13 protein-coding genes, 1 tRNA gene and 1 pseudogene are annotated in these 18,283 nt (G+C 61.9%); all 15 read right to left on the reverse strand.

Annotated features, from left to right (window positions below; all coding sequences use genetic code 11):
* Window positions 1-136: GTP-binding protein (locus tag LGN10_RS32735; protein WP_242460920.1), on the reverse strand; the 136-nt coding region annotated here is incomplete at its 3' end.
* 42 nt (window positions 137-178) lie between these two features.
* On the reverse strand, window positions 179-2,281 hold the full coding sequence (gene fusA, locus LGN10_RS32740) for an elongation factor G (RefSeq protein WP_059535572.1): 2,103 nt from the start codon (window positions 2,279-2,281) through the stop codon (window positions 179-181).
* A gap of 123 nt (window positions 2,282-2,404) precedes the next feature.
* Window positions 2,405-2,875 carry a 30S ribosomal protein S7 gene (gene rpsG, locus LGN10_RS32745; protein ID WP_006477195.1) on the reverse strand — a complete coding sequence of 157 codons (471 nt, stop codon included), beginning with the start codon at window positions 2,873-2,875 and terminating at the stop codon, window positions 2,405-2,407.
* Window positions 2,876-3,047: 172 nt separating this feature from the next.
* A complete protein-coding gene (gene rpsL / locus LGN10_RS32750; protein WP_006400662.1) occupies window positions 3,048-3,428 on the reverse strand; it encodes a 30S ribosomal protein S12 in 381 nt (126 codons plus the stop codon).
* A 225-nt stretch (window positions 3,429-3,653) separates the two neighbouring features.
* Complete coding sequence (recQ, locus tag LGN10_RS32755; RefSeq protein ID WP_060315563.1) at window positions 3,654-5,501, reverse strand: DNA helicase RecQ; 1,848 nt, start codon at window positions 5,499-5,501, stop codon at window positions 3,654-3,656.
* 277 nt (window positions 5,502-5,778) lie between these two features.
* Window positions 5,779-10,020: a DNA-directed RNA polymerase subunit beta' gene (gene rpoC / locus LGN10_RS32760; RefSeq protein WP_006482896.1), complete on the reverse strand. Its 4,242-nt coding sequence runs from the start codon at window positions 10,018-10,020 to the stop codon at window positions 5,779-5,781.
* A 21-nt stretch (window positions 10,021-10,041) separates the two neighbouring features.
* Window positions 10,042-14,142 carry a DNA-directed RNA polymerase subunit beta gene (rpoB, locus tag LGN10_RS32765; RefSeq protein WP_226226223.1) on the reverse strand — a complete coding sequence of 1,367 codons (4,101 nt, stop codon included), beginning with the start codon at window positions 14,140-14,142 and terminating at the stop codon, window positions 10,042-10,044.
* Window positions 14,143-14,523: 381 nt separating this feature from the next.
* Window positions 14,524-14,898, reverse strand: coding sequence for a 50S ribosomal protein L7/L12 (gene rplL, locus LGN10_RS32770; RefSeq protein WP_006482911.1), 375 nt, complete (start codon window positions 14,896-14,898; stop codon window positions 14,524-14,526).
* 63 nt (window positions 14,899-14,961) lie between these two features.
* Window positions 14,962-15,459: a 50S ribosomal protein L10 gene (gene rplJ / locus LGN10_RS32775; protein ID WP_006482916.1), complete on the reverse strand. Its 498-nt coding sequence runs from the start codon at window positions 15,457-15,459 to the stop codon at window positions 14,962-14,964.
* Between the two features lie 308 nt (window positions 15,460-15,767).
* The gene (rplA, locus tag LGN10_RS32780) at window positions 15,768-16,466 is read right to left on the reverse strand and encodes a 50S ribosomal protein L1 (RefSeq protein ID WP_006482906.1); all 699 of its coding nucleotides are present in this window, start codon (window positions 16,464-16,466) and stop codon (window positions 15,768-15,770) included.
* A complete protein-coding gene (gene rplK, locus LGN10_RS32785; RefSeq protein ID WP_006477201.1) occupies window positions 16,467-16,898 on the reverse strand; it encodes a 50S ribosomal protein L11 in 432 nt (143 codons plus the stop codon). It abuts the gene before it with no gap.
* Between the two features lie 141 nt (window positions 16,899-17,039).
* Window positions 17,040-17,597 carry a transcription termination/antitermination protein NusG gene (gene nusG, locus LGN10_RS32790; protein WP_006400672.1) on the reverse strand — a complete coding sequence of 186 codons (558 nt, stop codon included), beginning with the start codon at window positions 17,595-17,597 and terminating at the stop codon, window positions 17,040-17,042.
* Between the two features lies 1 nt (window position 17,598).
* Window positions 17,599-17,979, reverse strand: a complete 381-nt coding sequence (gene secE, locus LGN10_RS32795) for a preprotein translocase subunit SecE (protein WP_006482892.1) — start codon at window positions 17,977-17,979, stop codon at window positions 17,599-17,601.
* A 42-nt stretch (window positions 17,980-18,021) separates the two neighbouring features.
* Window positions 18,022-18,097: transfer RNA gene (locus LGN10_RS32800), tRNA-Trp, on the reverse strand.
* A gap of 59 nt (window positions 18,098-18,156) precedes the next feature.
* Window positions 18,157-18,283 (reverse strand): annotated as a pseudogene (locus LGN10_RS32805) (elongation factor Tu); the annotation flags it as partial.

The raw sequence follows: 18,283 nt of genomic DNA on the forward strand, positions 1-18,283 counted from the left end.
CCTTCGCTTCGCCGCCGAACTTCTTCGTCAGAACCGTCGTGATCGCTGCCGTCAGCGTCGTCTTGCCGTGGTCAACGTGACCAATCGTACCAACGTTCACGTGCGGCTTGGTCCGCTCAAACTTTTCTTTTGCCATGATTCTCTTCTTTCAAAAAATAATCGATTGAGAGCTACAGATTTACTTCGACTTCGCGCTGATGATCGCTTCGGCAACGTTGCGCGGAGCTTCAGCGTAGTGCTTGAACTCCATCGTGTACGTTGCACGACCTTGCGTCAGCGAGCGCAGCGACGTCGAATAGCCGAACATTTCCGACAGCGGCACTTCGGCGCGCACGATCTTGCCGCCGCCAACCATGTCTTCCATGCCCTGGACGATACCGCGACGGCCCGACAGGTCGCCCATCACGTTGCCCATGTAGTCTTCCGGCGTCTCGACTTCGACAGCCATCATCGGCTCGAGGACGACCGGGTTCGCCTTGCGCATCGCTTCCTTGAACGCCATCGAACCGGCCATGCGGAACGCGTTTTCGTTCGAGTCGACGTCGTGGTACGAACCGAACGTCAGGTGAACCTTCACGTCGACGACCGGGAAGCCGGCCAGCACGCCCGACTTCAGCGTGTCCTGGATACCCTTGTCGACCGCCGGGATGTATTCACGGGGAATCACACCACCCTTGATCTCGTCGAAGAACTCGTAACCCTTGCCTTGTTCGTTCGGCTCGAGCGTGATGACCGCGTGACCGTACTGACCGCGACCACCCGACTGCTTGACGAACTTGCCGTCGACATCCTTCGCCGTCGAACGGATCGTTTCGCGGTACGCAACCTGCGGCTTGCCGACGGTCGCTTCCACGCCGAATTCACGCTTCATCCGGTCGACCAGAATTTCGAGGTGGAGCTCGCCCATGCCCGAAATGATGGTCTGGCCCGACTCTTCGTCGGTCTGCACGCGGAACGACGGGTCTTCCTGAGCCAGACGGTTCAGTGCGAGGCCCATCTTTTCCTGGTCGGCCTTGGTCTTCGGCTCGACCGCCTGCGAAATCACCGGCTCCGGGAACACCATGCGCTCGAGAACGATCGGGTTCGCCGGGTCGCACAGCGTGTCGCCCGTGGTGGCTTCCTTCAGGCCGACCGCTGCGGCGATGTCGCCTGCGCGGACTTCCTTGATTTCTTCACGCTGGTTCGCGTGCATCTGCAGAATACGGCCGAGGCGTTCCTTCTTGCCCTTGGTCGAGTTCAGCAGCGTGTCGCCCGAGTTGACGACGCCCGAGTACACACGGAAGAAGATCAGCTGGCCGACGAACGGGTCGGTCATGATCTTGAACGCGAGCGACGAGAACTTCTCGTCGTCCGACGCCTTGCGCTCTGCTTCTTCACCGTTCTCGAGCTCGCCCTTGACCGGCGGGATGTCGACCGGCGACGGCAGGAAGTCGATCACGGCGTCGAGCATACGCTGCACGCCCTTGTTCTTGAACGCGGTACCGCACAGCATCGGCTGGATTTCGCATGCGATCGTACGATCACGCAGCGCCTTGACGATGTCGGCTTCCGGCAGATCGCCTTCTTCCAGGTACTTGTTCATCAGGTCTTCGCTGGCTTCGGCAGCCACTTCGACCATCTTTTCGCGCCATTCCTTGCAGGTCTCGGCGAGTTCGGCCGGGATGTCGACGTAGTCGAACTTCGTGCCTTGCGACGCCTCGTCCCAAATGATCGCCTTCATCTTGATCAGGTCGACCACGCCCTTGAAGTTTTCTTCCGAGCCGATCGGCACCACGACCGGAACCGGGTTCGCCTTCAGGCGCAGACGGAGCTGGTCGTAGACCTTGAAGAAGTTCGCGCCGGTACGGTCCATCTTGTTGACGAACGCGAGACGCGGCACCTTGTACTTGTTCGCCTGACGCCACACCGTTTCCGACTGCGGCTGCACGCCGCCCACTGCGCAGTACACCATGCACGCGCCGTCGAGCACGCGCATCGAACGCTCCACTTCGATCGTGAAGTCGACGTGGCCCGGGGTGTCGATGATGTTGATGCGGTGTTCCGGATAGTTGCCGCCCATGCCCTTCCAGAAGGCCGTGGTAGCAGCGGACGTGATCGTGATGCCACGTTCCTGTTCCTGCTCCATCCAGTCCATCGTGGCTGCGCCGTCGTGGACTTCACCGATCTTGTGGTTCACACCGGTGTAAAACAGAATGCGCTCGGTCGTCGTCGTCTTGCCGGCGTCGATGTGAGCGCTAATACCGATATTGCGGTAGCGCTCGATAGGAGTCTTGCGAGCCACTTTGATCCTCTACTGGGATGACGTGATGCAGCCTTGCCGCATCACGCCTCAACACAAACGGGCGAGGCGCCTTAAAAGCGCACCCGCCCGGAATTTATTTCCGCAAACAGCCCAGCCAGGCGCTTAGAAACGGAAATGCGAGAACGCGCGGTTGGCTTCTGCCATGCGGTGAACTTCGTCGCGCTTCTTCATCGCGCCGCCACGGCCTTCGGCCGCTTCGGAGAGTTCACCTGCCAGGCGCAGGGCCATCGACTTCTCGCTGCGCTTCTTCGCAGCCTCACGCAGCCAGCGCATCGCCAATGCCATACGACGCGACGGGCGCACTTCGACCGGAACTTGATAGTTGGCACCACCAACGCGACGGCTCTTCACTTCGACCACCGGCTTCACGTTGTTGAGCGCAACCGTGAACACTTCCAGCGGGTCCTTGCCACCCTTGGTCTGGATTTGTTCGAATGCGCCATAAACGATGCGCTCTGCGACCGACTTCTTGCCGGACAGCATCAGCATGTTCATGAACTTGGCAACATCAACGTTGCCGAACTTCGGATCCGGCAACACTTCCCGCTTGGGGACTTCGCGACGACGCGGCATGATTCTTCCTTTACTTGTTCAGTTGGAGCTGGATTCAGCTCCGCGGCCACCAACAAACCCGATCACATCTTCACGACTAACCAGCTTGGCCGGGTGACCACTTACTCGACAGCACCGGCAATCCGGCACTCCCGCCTCGACCGCCCTGCGGCGATCCCTGATCAAAAACTGCTTACTTGGCAGCCTTTGCACGCTTCGCGCCGTACTTCGAGCGCGCTTGCTTACGGTCCTTGACGCCCTGGGTATCCAGCGAGCCGCGAACCATGTGGTAACGCACACCCGGCAAGTCCTTCACACGGCCGCCGCGGATCAGCACAACCGAGTGTTCCTGCAGGTTGTGGCCTTCACCGCCGATGTACGAAATCACTTCGAAGCCGTTCGTCAGACGAACCTTGGCGACCTTACGGAGTGCCGAGTTCGGCTTCTTCGGCGTCGTCGTGTACACACGGGTGCACACGCCGCGACGCTGGGGGCAGTCCTGCAGGGCCGGGCTCTTGCTCTTCGTCGTTTCCGACTGACGGCCTTTGCGAACCAGTTGGTTGATGGTTGGCATTGTTTATTCCTGAAATTGAACAAAATCTGCACATCGATTTCGGGCAAAGCGAGAATCGACGCACAGTTGACTTCCGAACCGGCGGATCGGGCGCGAACTTTCGAACGCGACGCGGCCTCCGAATACCGGAACCCAACATGATATTCCGGAAATACCAACGAAGTCAACGGCTTGCGTGATTTGCCGGCCGACCGCGCAGTCTATGGAAGGGGTCGGGACCCAGTGTCAAGCCGATTCGACGACGTCGATGATCTCGTCGCCGAAGCGCTCGAGCTTGCGCACGCCCATGCCGGGAATGTGACGCAGGTCGTCGATCGTCTCCGGCGCGTTGCGCGCGATTTCGGCGAGCGTCGCGTCGTGGAAGATCACGTAGGCCGGCACGCCGTCCGTCTTCGCGGTTTCCGCGCGCCACGCACGCAGCGCGTCCCAGCGTGCGCGCTCACGCGCGCCCATGCCGGCCGTCGGGTCGACCCGCGTGCCGCTGCGGCTCGACGACTGGCGCGTGCGCTGCGGCTTCACGTAGCGGCGCAGCGTGACCTTTTCCTCGTTCTTCAGCACCGGCTTCGCGGCCTCGGTGAGCACCAGCGCGCCGAAGCCGCCATGGTCGACCGCCAGGTAGCCGTACGCGACCAGTTGCCGGAAAATCGCGCGCCACTCGGGCTCGGACAGCGACGCGCCGATACCGAACGTGCTCAACTGGTCATGGCCGCGCTGCAGCACCTTCTCGGTGCGGCCGCCGCGCAGGATCTCGATCAGATGGCTCGCGCCGAAGTTGAAGCCGCTCGCGCGCTGCGCGCGGAACACGCACGACAGCGCCATCTGCGCCTCGCGCGTCGCGTCCCATGAATCGGGCGGCTCCAGGCACGTGTCGCAGTTGCCGCACGGCTGGCTCGCCTCGCCGAAGTAGTTCAGCAGCCGCACGCGGCGGCACGAGATCGTCTCGCACAATCCGAGCAGCGCGTCGAGCTTCGACGTCTGCACGCGCTTGTGCGCGTCGTCCGCATCCGACTCGTCGATCATCTTGCGCTGCTGGACGACGTCGCCGAGGCCATACGCCATCCACGCGTTCGCGGGCATCCCGTCGCGGCCCGCGCGGCCGGTCTCCTGGTAGTAGCCTTCGACGCTCTTCGGCAAATCGAGATGGGCAACGAAGCGCACGTCGGGCTTGTCGATACCCATGCCGAACGCGATCGTCGCGCACATCACGATGCCTTCCTCGCGCTGGAACATTTCCTGGTGCTTCTGCCGCACCTCGAACTCCATCCCCGCGTGATACGGCAGCGCGCGCACGCCCTGCGCCTTCAGCCATTCGGCCGTTTCCTCGACCTTGCGGCGCGACAGGCAGTAGACGACGCCCGCATCCGTCGTGCCGTCGGCATTCGTGTGTTCGGCGCGGATGAAGTCGAGCAGTTGCGAGCGCGCGTTGTCCTTTTCGACGATCCGGTAGCGGATGTTCGGGCGGTCGAAGCTCGACACGAACACGCGTGCGTCGTCGAGCGCGAGCCGATGGATGATCTCGTCGCGCGTGATCGCGTCGGCCGTGGCGGTCAGCGCGATGCGCGGCACCGACGGGAAGCGCTCGTGCAGCACCGACAGCTGGATGTATTCCGGACGGAAATCGTGCCCCCATTGCGACACGCAGTGCGCTTCGTCGATCGCGAACAGCCCGATCTTCGCGCGCTCGAGCAGGTCGAGGAAGCGCCCCGTCATCAACCGCTCCGGCGCGACGTACAGCAGGTCGATTTCACCTTCGCGCAGCGCGCGCTCGGTGGCTGCCGCCTCGGCGCCCGACAGTGTCGAATTCAGGTAAGCCGCGCGCACACCGACTTCGCTCAACGCGGCGACCTGGTCCTGCATCAGCGCGATCAGCGGCGACACGACGATGCCGGCGCCCTGCCCGGCCTCGCGGCGCAGCAGCGCGGGGATCTGGTAGCACAGCGACTTGCCGCCGCCCGTGGGCATCAGCACGAGGCAATCGCCGCCGCCGGCGACGTGCTCGACGATCTCGCCCTGCTGGCCGCGAAAGGCGGAATAACCAAAGACTTCGTCGAGTATTTCGAGGGCGCGGGACATGAATGAGACCAGGGACGGCTGAGCGATGACCGCAATTTTAACAACCCGCTCGCGCGACGCGTGGCGAATCGCAGGATGTTGGCCATTCGGTCAGGGTTCTTTCACGTGCATCACGAGCCTGTCGCCGCCATGCCGAAGGCGACCGCGGAGCATACGCCGGCGCGGCACAGGCACGTCATGCGCGTGAACGAAGGACGAAAAAAAACCGCCCGGCAGAACCGGGCGGTTTCGGTGACAGCGATGATAGCAAGGCAACGCGGCTTTCGCCGCCCCGCGCTTACTCGGCTGCCGGGTGTTGCGGCTCTTCCGCCGGCGCGCTCGGCGTGCCGAAGTCGAATGCCTCTTCCGCTGCGATCTGGTCGAAACGCTCGCGATCCGACGATTCCTTCGCCTTGCGTGCCTTGTGGAACGCGAGACCCGTACCGGCCGGAATCAGACGGCCGACGATCACGTTTTCCTTCAGGCCGCGCAGATCGTCGCGCTTGCCCATGATCGCCGCTTCGGTCAGCACGCGGGTCGTTTCCTGGAACGATGCCGCGGAGATGAACGAGTCGGTCGACAGCGAAGCCTTCGTGATACCGAGCAGCACGTTGTCGTACGAAGCCGGGCGCTTGCCCTCGGCGATCATGCGATCGTTCTCGTCCAGCATGTCGGAACGCTCGACCTGTTCGCCCGGGATGAAGCGCGTATCGCCGTTGTCGGTGATCTGCACACGACGCAGCATCTGGCGAACGATCACCTCGATGTGCTTGTCGTTGATCTTCACGCCCTGCAGACGGTACACGTCCTGCACTTCGTCGACGATGTAGCGCGACAGCGCCTCGATACCCTGCAGACGCAGGATGTCGTGCGGATCGGCCGGACCGTCCACGATCATTTCGCCCTTGTTGACGACCTGGGCGTCGTGAACCAGAACCTGCTTTTCCTTCGCGATCAGGAACTCGTGCTGGTTGCCCTCGAGGTCCGTGATGACGAGACGCTGCTTGCCCTTCGTGTCCTTGCCGAACGACGTCGTACCGGTGACTTCCGCGAGAATGCCGGCATCCTTCGGCGAACGCGCTTCGAACAGTTCCGCCACCCGCGGCAGACCGCCGGTAATGTCACGCGTCTTCTGCGCTTCCGTCGGGATACGTGCGAGCACTTCACCGACCTGCACCTGCTGGCCATCCTTCACGGTGATCAGTGCGCCGACCTGGAAGCCGATCTGCACTGCGTGCTCCGTGCCCGGAATCTTCACTTCCTCGCCGTTCGCGTCGAGCAGCTTCACCTGCGGACGCACGCTCTTCGACGCCTGCGAACCGCGGCGCTTCACGTCGATCACGACCAGCGTCGACAGGCCCGTCACGTCGTCGATCTGCTTCGCGACGGTCACGCCTTCCTCGACGTTTTCGAACTTCACCGTACCACCGTACTCGGTGATGATCGGGCGCGTCAGCGGATCCCACGTGGCGAGCTGCGTGCCGGCCTTGATGGTCGCGCCGTCGAGCTGCAGCAGCGTCGCGCCGTACGGCACTTTGTGACGCTCGCGCTCGCGACCGAAGTCGTCGGTGATCATCGCCTCGCCCGAACGGGAAATGACGATCTGCTCGCCCTTCGCGTTCGTGACGTAGCGCATCGTCGCCGTGAAGCGGACGATACCGTTGCTCTTCGCTTCGACCGACGAGGCCACTGCCGCACGCGACGCCGCGCCACCGATGTGGAACGTACGCATCGTCAGCTGCGTGCCCGGCTCGCCGATCGACTGCGCGGCGATCACGCCGACCGCTTCGCCGACGTTCACGAGCGAGCCGCGGCCAAGGTCGCGGCCGTAGCAGGCTGCGCACAGACCGTAACGCGTTTCGCAGGTCAGCGGCGTGCGCACGCGCACTTCGTCGATGCCGAGGCGTTCGATTTCCTCGACCGCCGTTTCGTCGAGCAGCGTGCCCGATTCGTACAGCGTTTCCTGCGTTTCCGGGTTCACGACGTCCGCCACCGCGACGCGGCCGAGGATACGGTCACGCAGCGCTTCGACGACTTCACCGCCTTCGACGAGCGCCTTCATCGCCACGCCGTTCGACGTGCCGCAATCGTCTTCCACCACGACCAGATCCTGCGTGACGTCGACGAGACGACGCGTCAGGTAACCCGAGTTCGCGGTCTTCAGTGCCGTATCAGCCAGACCCTTACGTGCACCGTGGGTCGAGATGAAGTACTGCAACACGTTCAGACCTTCGCGGAAGTTCGCGGTAATCGGCGTCTCGATAATCGAGCCGTCCGGCTTCGCCATCAGGCCACGCATGCCGGCCAGCTGACGAATCTGAACCGCCGAACCCCGGGCGCCCGAGTCGGCCATCATGTAGATCGAGTTGAACGACTCCTGGCGCGTCTCATTGCCGTCGCGATCGATCACCGGCTCCGTCGACAGCTGCTCCATCATCGCCTTGCCGACCGCTTCCGACGTTGCCGACCAGATGTCGACCACGTTGTTGTAGCGTTCCTGCGCGGTGACGAGACCCGACATGTACTGGCGGTCGTACTCCTTCACCTTCTTCGCGGCGTCGCCGACGATCGTTTCCTTCTGCGGCGGCACGAGCATGTCGTCCACGCAGATCGAGATGCCGGCACGCGTCGCGAGACGGAAACCCGACTGCATCAGCTGGTCGGCGAACACGACCGTCGCACGCAGACCGCACTTGCGGAACGCCGTGTTGATCAGGCGCGAGATTTCCTTCTTCTTCAGCGGCTTGTTCAGCACCGAGAACGGCAGGCCGTGCGGCAGGATCTCCGACAGGATCGCGCGACCGACGGTCGTCGCGTACAGCGTGATCTTCGGCACGAATTCCGGCGCGCCTTCCGACGTGTCTTCGTTGCGGACCATTTCGGTGATCCGGACGTTGACGCGCGAGGCCAGCTCGACTTCCTTGTTCTCGTACGCGCGGATCACTTCCGACACGCCGGTAAACGACAGGCCTTCGCCCTTGCCGTTGATCGCTTCGCGGGTCGCGTAGTACAGACCCAGCACGATATCCTGCGACGGCACGATCGACGGATCGCCGTTGGCCGGGAACAGCACGTTGTTCGACGCAAGCATCAGCGTGCGCGCTTCCATCTGCGCTTCGAGCGACAGCGGCACGTGAACGGCCATCTGGTCACCGTCGAAGTCGGCGTTGAACGCCGCGCAGACGAGCGGGTGCAGCTGGATCGCCTTGCCTTCGATCAGCACCGGCTCGAACGCCTGGATGCCGAGACGGTGCAGCGTCGGCGCACGGTTCAGCATCACCGGGTGCTCGCGGATCACCTCTTCGAGGATGTCCCACACCACCGGCGTCTGGTTCTCGACTTCCTTCTTCGCAGCCTTGATGGTCGTCGCGACGCCCATCACTTCCAGCTTGTTGAAGATGAACGGCTTGAACAGCTCGAGCGCCATCAGCTTCGGCAGGCCGCACTGGTGCAGCTTCAGCGTCGGGCCGACCACGATGACCGAACGGCCCGAGTAGTCGACGCGCTTGCCCAGCAGGTTCTGACGGAAGCGACCACCCTTGCCCTTGATCATGTCGGCGAGCGACTTCAGCGGACGCTTGTTCGCGCCCGTCATCGCCTTGCCGCGGCGGCCGTTGTCGAGCAGCGAGTCGACGGCTTCCTGCAGCATCCGCTTTTCGTTGCGGACGATGATTTCAGGCGCCTTCAGCTCGAGCAGACGCTTCAACCGGTTGTTCCGGTTGATCACGCGGCGATACAGGTCGTTCAGGTCCGACGTCGCGAAACGGCCGCCGTCCAGCGGCACGAGCGGACGCAGTTCCGGCGGCAGCACCGGCAGCACTTCGAGGATCATCCACTCGGGCTTGATGCCCGAGCGCTGGAATGCCTCGAGGACCTTCAGGCGCTTCGCGTACTTCTTGATCTTCGCTTCCGAGCCGGTGTTCTTCAGCTCGGTGCGCAGCGTCTCGACCTGCTCGTCGATGTTGATCGCGCGCAGCAGTTCACGCACGCCTTCCGCGCCCATTTCGGCACGGAATTCGTCGCCGTATTCCTCGACCTTGTTGTAGTAATCCTCTTCGGTCATGATCTGCCGCGCCTTCAGCGGCGTCATGCCCGGTTCGATGACCACATAGGCTTCGAAGTACAGCACGCGTTCGATGTCGCGCAGCGTCATGTCGAGCACCATGCCCAGACGCGACGGCAGCGACTTCAGGAACCAGATGTGCGCGACCGGCGAGGCCAGCTCGATGTGGCCCATCCGTTCGCGACGCACCTTCGCCAGCGTCACTTCGACGCCGCACTTCTCGCAGATCACGCCGCGGTGCTTCAGACGCTTGTACTTGCCGCACAGGCACTCGTAGTCCTTGATCGGCCCGAAGATCTTCGCGCAGAACAGACCATCGCGTTCCGGCTTGAACGTACGGTAGTTGATGGTCTCCGGCTTCTTCACTTCGCCGAACGACCACGAACGGATCTTGTCGGGCGAGGCCAGACCGATCTTGATCGCGTCGAAAACTTCTTCCTGTTGGACTTGCTTGAATAGATCGAGCAGAGCTTTCATTGCTTTCTCTCCGTAGTCCGATTAATTGCGGTCGATATCGATACCGAGCGAGCGGATTTCCTTCACGAGCACGTTGAAGGATTCCGGCATGCCTGCATCGATCACGTGATCGCCCTTGACGAGGTTTTCGTACACCTTCGTCCGGCCGGTCACGTCGTCCGACTTCACCGTCAGCATTTCCTGCAGCACGTAGGACGCGCCGTACGCTTCGAGTGCCCACACTTCCATTTCACCGAAACGCTGACCACCGAACTGCGCCTTACCACCCAGCGGCTGCTGCGTGACGAGCGAGTACGGGCCGGTCGAACGCGCGTGCATCTTGTCGTCGACCAGGTGGTGCAGCTTCAGGTAGTGCATGTAGCCGAGCGTCACGCGACGTTCGAACATTTCACCCGTGCGGCCGTCGTACAGGCGGACCTGGTTCTTCGACGGGTTCATGCCGAGCTGTTCGGCGATGTCGTCCGGGAACGCGAGGTCGAGCATCTTGCCCATTTCTTCCTCGGTCGCACCGTCGAACACCGGCGTCGCGAACGGCACGCCTTCGCGCAGATTCTTCGCGAGTTCGAGGATCTCGTCGTCGGTGAAGCTTTCCAGATCTTCCTGGCGGCCCGACTCGTTGTAGATCTTCGTCAGGAACGCGCGCAGTTCCTCGATCTTCGCCTGACGCTGCAGCATTTCGCCGATACGCCAGCCGAGGCCCTTCGCGGCCCAGCCGAGGTGCACTTCCAGAACCTGACCCACGTTCATCCGCGACGGCACGCCGAGCGGGTTCAGCACGACGTCGGCCGGACGGCCGTCGGCCATGTACGGCATGTCTTCGATCGGAACGATCTTCGACACGACACCCTTGTTACCGTGACGGCCCGCCATCTTGTCGCCAGGCTGCAGGCGGCGCTTCACCGCGAGGTACACCTTGACCATCTTCAGCACGCCCGGCGGCAGTTCGTCGCCTTGCGTGAGCTTCTTGCGCTTCTCTTCGAACGCGAGGTCGAACTGGTGACGCTTCTCTTCGATGGAGTTCTTGATCGCTTCGAGCTGCGCCGCCGCTTCGTCGTCCGCGAGGCGGATGTCGAACCAGTGGTAATGGTCGAGGTCTTCCAGGTAAGCCTGGTCGATCTTCGTGCCCTTCGCGAGCTTCTTCGGACCGCCGTTCGCGACCTTGCCCACGAGCATGCGCGCGAGACGCTGGAACGCGTCGCCTTCCACGATGCGCAGCTGGTCGTTCAGGTCGAGACGGTAGCGCTTCAGTTCGTCGTCGATGATCTGTTGCGCACGCTTGTCGCGCTGGATGCCTTCACGCGTGAACACCTGGACGTCGATCACGGTCCCGCTCATGCCCGACGGCACGCGCAGCGACGTGTCCTTCACGTCCGAAGCCTTCTCGCCGAAGATCGCGCGCAGCAGCTTCTCTTCCGGCGTCAGCTGGGTCTCGCCCTTCGGCGTGACCTTGCCGACCAGCACGTCGCCTGCTTCGACTTCCGCACCGATGTACACGATGCCCGATTCGTCGAGACGGCCGAGCTGGACTTCCGCCAGGTTCGAGATGTCGCGCGTGATTTCTTCCGGCCCGAGCTTCGTGTCGCGTGCAACGACGTTCAGCTCTTCGATGTGGATCGACGTGTAGCGATCGTCCGCGACCACCTTCTCCGAGATCAGGATCGAATCCTCGAAGTTGTAGCCGTTCCACGGCATGAACGCGATCAGCATGTTCTGGCCGAGCGCGAGCTCGCCCAGGTCCGTCGAGGCGCCGTCGGCCAGCACGTCGCCGCGCGAGACCTTGTCGCCCATCTTCACGATCGGACGCTGGTTGATGTTCGTGTTCTGGTTCGAACGCGTGTACTTGATCAGGTTGTAGATGTCGACACCGACTTCACCCGCGACCGCTTCGTCGTCGTTCACGCGAATCACGATACGGCCTGCGTCGACGTAGTCGACCACACCGCCGCGGAACGCCTGAACCGTCGTACCCGAGTCGACCGCGCAGGTGCGCTCGATGCCCGTACCGACGACCGGCTTTTCCGGACGCAGACACGGCACGGCCTGACGCTGCATGTTCGAACCCATCAGTGCACGGTTCGCGTCATCGTGCTCGAGGAACGGGATCAGCGACGCTGCCACCGACACGATCTGCGACGGCGCGACGTCCATGTACTGGATCCGGTCCGGCGTGACCATCATCGTTTCGCCGGCTTCGCGCGACGACACGAGTTCGTCGATCAGTCGGCCGTCTTCGTCGATCGCGGCGTTCGCCTGGGCGATCATGTAGCGACCTTCCTCGATCGCCGACAGGTAGTCGATCTGATCGGTCACCTTGCCGTCCACGACCTTGCGGTACGGCGTCTCGAGGAAGCCGTACTCGTTCAGGTGCGCGTACAGTGCGAGCGAGTTGATCAGGCCGATGTTCGGACCTTCCGGCGTCTCGATCGGGCACACGCGGCCGTAGTGGGTCGGGTGCACGTCGCGGACTTCGAAGCCTGCGCGCTCGCGCGTCAGACCGCCCGGGCCCAGTGCGGAAACACGGCGCTTGTGCGTGATTTCCGACAGCGGGTTGGTCTGGTCCATGAACTGCGACAGCTGCGACGAACCGAAGAACTCGCGGATCGCCGACGAAATCGGCTTCGAGTTGATCAGGTCGTGCGGCATCAGGTTTTCGCTTTCGGCCTGGCCGAGGCGTTCCTTGACCGCGCGCTCGACACGCACGAGACCGGCGCGGAACTGGTTTTCCGCCAGTTCGCCGACGCAACGCACGCGACGGTTGCCGAGGTGGTCGATGTCGTCCACTTCGCCCTTGCCGTTACGCAGCTCGACGAGGATCTTGATCGTCGCGAGGATGTCGTCGTCCTGCAGCGTCATCGGGCCGACGATCTCGTCACGGCCGACGCGGCGGTTGAACTTCATGCGGCCGACCTTCGACAGGTCGTACGCTTCTTCGCTGTAGAACAGACGGTTGAACAGCGCCTCGACCGCTTCTTCGGTCGGCGGCTCGCCCGGACGCATCATGCGGTAGATCGCGATGCGCGCGGCCGTCTTGTCGGTCGTTTCGTCGACACGCAGCGTGGACGAGATGTAAGGACCCTGGTCCAGATCGTTCGTGTAGAGCGTCTGGATGTCCTTGATGCCCGCTTCGCGCAGCTTCTCGAGCACGCTTTCCGTGACTTCGTCGTTCGCGCTCGCGATCACTTCGCCGGTGTCGCCGTCGACGACGTTCTTCGCCAGCACGCGGCCGAGCAGATAGTCTTCCGGCACCGAGATGAACTTGGTCTTCGCGGCTTCGAGGTCGCGAATGTGCTTCGCGTTGATCCGCTTGTCCTTCTGGACGATGACCTTGCCGTCGCGATCCGTGATGTCGAAGCGCGCGACTTCGCCACGCAGGCGCTCGGGCACGAACTCGAGTTGCGCGCCTTCGTCCATCAGCGTGAAGTTGTCGAACACGAAGAAGTTCGCGAGGATCTGTTCCGGCGTCAGACCGATGGCCTTCAGCAGGATCGTGACCGGCATCTTGCGGCGACGGTCGACGCGGAAGTACAGGATGTCCTTCGGATCGAATTCGAAGTCGAGCCACGAGCCGCGGTACGGAATGATCCGTGCCGAGAACAGCAGCTTGCCCGAGCTGTGCGTCTTGCCCTTGTCGTGTTCGAAGAACACGCCCGGCGAACGATGCAGCTGCGAGACGATGACACGCTCGGTGCCGTTGATGACGAACGAGCCCGTCGGCGTCATGAGCGGAATTTCGCCCATGTACACTTCCTGCTCCTTCACTTCCTTGACGACCGGCTTGTTCGGCGATTCCTTGTCGAGGATGACGAGGCGGACCTTCGCGCGCAGCGCGGAGCAGTACGTCAGGCCGCGCTGCTGGCATTCCTTGATGTTGAATGCCGGCGACGACAGCGCATAGCTCACGAACTCGAGGCGCGCGAAACCGTTGTGCGAAACAATGGGAAATACCGACGTGAACGCGGCCTGCAAACCCTCGGGCTTACGTTGCGTCGCGGGCACATCGGCTTGCAGAAACGTGCTGAATGATTCAAGCTGAGTAGCCAGCAAGAACGGAACTTGGTGAACGATGGGGCGCTTCGCGAAACTCTTGCGAATGCGCTTCTTCTCGGTGAAGGAATATTGCATACGATCTCCGAATCACGGCGGGTGCTATCGAGGCGGAATACCTGGACGTTTCAAACCCGAGTGTTCACCGACTGAGACCCGATGGCCGTTCGACGGCTTGAACGAGCCGAGAAGCTTGGTGGTTGGCCGCTACCAACCGCTGGCTGACGGCAGCGGATGCCTGTGTTGCCCGCTACCCGACCAAACTTGCCTTCTGCAGTCGCTTCAGAAGACAAAGAGAACCGCCAATCGTGAGTGATGCATCACAACGATCAGGCGGTTTTCTTTGGCTTCTGGGGCCGATTATTCGGGCTCCCGAATGAGTGCCAGAATAACGTCCCCACAAAGCACAAAAAGGCCGGCGGTGAAAATACCGCCAGCCTTCGCACAGCGCGCCGAAACTTACTTGACTTCGACCTTCGCGCCAGCTTCTTCCAGCTTCTTCTTGGCTTCTTCAGCAGCAGCCTTGTCGACGCCTTCCTTGATGGGCTTCGGTGCACCGTCAACCAGGTCCTTCGCTTCCTTCAGGCCCAGGCCCGTCAGTTCGCGAACGGCCTTGATGACCGAAACCTTGTTGGCGCCGGCTTCAGCCAGGACGACCGTGAATTCGGTCTTCTCTTCTGCAGCAGCAGCAGCGCCGCCGCCTGCCGGGCCAGCGACTGCCACTGCAGCTGCCGACACGCCAAACTTCTCTTCGAATGCCTTGACCAGTTCGTTCAGTTCCAGAACGGTCATCCCTTCGACTGCTGCCAGGATGTCTTCTTTTGCGATTGCCATTTGAAATACTCCTAAATTGAATTCGGATACAGCCAGCGATCAATGACGCTGATGCACGTTCGCTTACGCAGCTTCCGCTTGCTTCTTCTCGGCCAGCGCGGCCAGAGCACGCGCGAAGCCCGAAACAGGCGCTTGCATAACGAACAGCAGCTTCGAGAGCAGTTCTTCGCGACTCGGGATGCTTGCCAGCGCTTGCACGCCAGCCTTGTCCATCACCTTGCCATCGAACGAACCAGCCTTGATGACCAACTTGTCATTGCTCTTGCTGAAGTCGTTGACGACCTTAGCAGCGGCAATTGCATCTTCCGAGATGCCGTAGATCAGCGGACCAGTCATCTGCTCTGCCAGCGGAGCAAACGGCGTACCTTCGACAGCGCGACGCGCCAGCGTGTTCTTCAACACGCGCAGGTAAACCTTTTGCTCACGCGCTTGCGCGCGCAGCTTGGTCAGATCGCCAACCGCAATTCCACGATACTCAGCCAGCACAACGGTCTGAGCCTTCGCGACTTGCGCGGAAACCTCAGCGACGACGGCTTGCTTGTCTTCTCTATTAAGCGGCACGGTTAGCCTCCAGAAACGATACGTTCGGCCTTGCCGGTATGGCGAAACCTCACGTACCTCGTTCAACAACGGCGTCCGACCTCGTTAGGAGTATTTCCACCTCATGCCGCGAATCGCTTCGCGGCCTGCGGCTTCACCACTGCAAAACTTTTTCGGGTTCGCCATCTGCGTTGGCTTGAATTAAGGGGATCACCTGACTGCTGCGCCCCACCAACGGTCTTTGATAACCGGTTGCCCGCCCTGCTGCACGAACAACCGCCCAAAGCCCATGTGGATCGCTTCGCGAGCGAAGCGGCCCGAATACTTGCTTACTGTGCTGCCAGCGTAGCCTGGTCGACGCGCACGCCGACGCCCATCGTGCTCGACAGTGCGATCTTGCGCAGGTACACGCCCTTGCTCGTTGCCGGCTTTGCCTTCTGCAGCGCTTCGATCAGCGCCGACAGGTTCGAACGCAGCGCGGTCGGCTCGAACGATGCACGGCCGATGGTCGCATGGATGATACCGGCCTTGTCGACACGGAATTGCACCTGACCAGCCTTCGCGTTCTTGACGGCGGTTGCGACGTCCGGCGTGACCGTACCGACCTTCGGGTTCGGCATCAGGCCGCGCGGGCCGAGGATCTGGCCGAGCGTACCGACGATACGCATCGTGTCCGGCGAAGCGATCACGATGTCGAAGTCCATCTGGCCAGCCTTGATCTGCTCGGCCAGGTCTTCCATACCGACGATTTCCGCGCCAGCTGCACGAGCTTGCTCGGCCTTTTCGCCTTGCGCGAACACGGCAACGCGAACCGACTTGCCCGTACCTGCCGGGAGAACGACCGAACCACGAACGACCTGGTCCGACTTCTTCGCATCGATGCCGAGCTGGACTGCGACGTCGATCGACTCGTCGAACTTCGCGCTCGCGCATTCCTTCACGAGGCTCAGTGCGTCTTCGATCGCGTACAGCTTCTGACGGTCGACCTTGGCGGCAAATGCCTGACGGCGCTTGGAGATCTTAGCCATTTACACGCCCTCCACAGTGATACCCATCGAGCGTGCGCTACCAGCGATGGTGCGAACGGCTGCGTCCAGATCAGCTGCCGTAAGGTCCGGCATCTTGGTCTTCGCGATTTCTTCGGCTTGAGCGCGCGTGATCGAACCGACCTTGTCGGTGTGCGGCTTGCTCGAGCCCTTGTCCACCTTCGCCGCCTTCTTGATCAGGACGGTCGCCGGCGGCGTCTTCATCACGAACGTGAAGCTCTTGTCAGCGAATGCCGTGATGACCACCGGCACCGGCAGACCCGGCTCCATGCCTTGAGTCTGCGCGTTGAACGCCTTGCAGAACTCCATGATGTTCAGGCCGCGCTGGCCCAGTGCCGGACCAACCGGCGGCGACGGGTTGGCTTTACCTGCAGGGATCTGCAGCTTGATAAAGCCGATAATCTTCTTTGCCATTTGAAACCTCATTGGAACGCCGGAGAAGGCGTTCGGTGAGTGATAACGCGCTTTCGCCGCTGGCTACTGACGCTCCTCAACGGCCATGACGCGGGCCGTAAGCGCGAAGGTGGGCAGCCGAGGCTGCCCACCGAATCGGGATCAAACTTTTTCGACCTGACCGAACTCGAGTTCGACGGGGGTCGAGCGGCCAAAGATGGTGACCGACACACGCACGCGCGATTTCTCGTAGTTGACTTCTTCGACGGTGCCGTTGAAGTCCGTGAACGGGCCTTCCTTGACACGCACCATCTCGCCGACTTCGAACAGGGTCTTCGGGCGCGGCTTTTCGACGCCTTCCTGCATCTGCGACATGATCTTCTCGACTTCCTTCGGGGAAATCGGGGTCGGGCGGTTACGCGCACCGCCGACGAAACCAGTGACCTTCGCGGTGTTCTTCACGAGGTGCCACGTTTCGTCCGTCATTTCCATTTCCACCAGCACGTAGCCAGGGAAGAAACGACGTTCGGTCACAGCCTTGTGGCCGCCTTTGACTTCGACCACTTCTTCGGTCGGAACCAGGATCTGACCGAATTTGTCCTGCATGCCAGCACGTTCGATGCGCTCTTGAAGCGCGCGTTGCACGCTCTTCTCCATACCGGAGTAGGCGTGCACGACGTACCAACGCTTTCCGCTCGGGGATGCCGGAGTATCGCTCATATCATTTCCAACCCAGAATCGCCGAGAAAATCACCCATTCGATCGATTTGTCGCTCAACCAGAGGAAAATCGCCATCACGAGCACGAAACCGAACACGACGAGTGTGGTTTGCGTTGCTTCCTTGCGGGTGGGCCATACGACCTTCCGGACTTCCTTGTACGAATCCTTGGCAAACGCGATGAGGCTCTTGCCAGGGGCGGACATCAGCCCGACGGCCACGCCGGCGATGATACCTACCGCCAACGCGGCACCGCGGACATACCACTGCTGATTGGCCAGCCAGAAGAAGCCCACGAATCCGGCCAACACCAGCAATACGCCCAGGGCCAGCATCAGCTTATCGCCGGAGGTATTTACAGTTTCGACGGATGGATTCGCCATAACACCTTAAAACAAATGCCACGTGGGACACGTGGCGATTTTTGGCAGGGGCAGAGGGAATCGAACCCCCAACCTTCGGTTTTGGAGACCGACGCTCTGCCAGTTGAGCTATACCCCTAAACCATGTTGGGGCCGGCTGCTGCCAGCCCCAAAACTGTCGATCAACGAATAACTGGCTTACTCGATGATCTTGGCGACGACGCCGGCGCCGACGGTACGGCCGCCTTCGCGGATCGCGAAGCGCAGACCTTCTTCCATCGCGATCGGAGCGATCAGCTTCACCGTGATCGACACGTTGTCGCCC

Source organism: Burkholderia sp. AU32262 (genome assembly GCF_020419985.1).
GTDB classification, from domain to species: Bacteria; Pseudomonadota; Gammaproteobacteria; order Burkholderiales; family Burkholderiaceae; genus Burkholderia; species Burkholderia semiarida.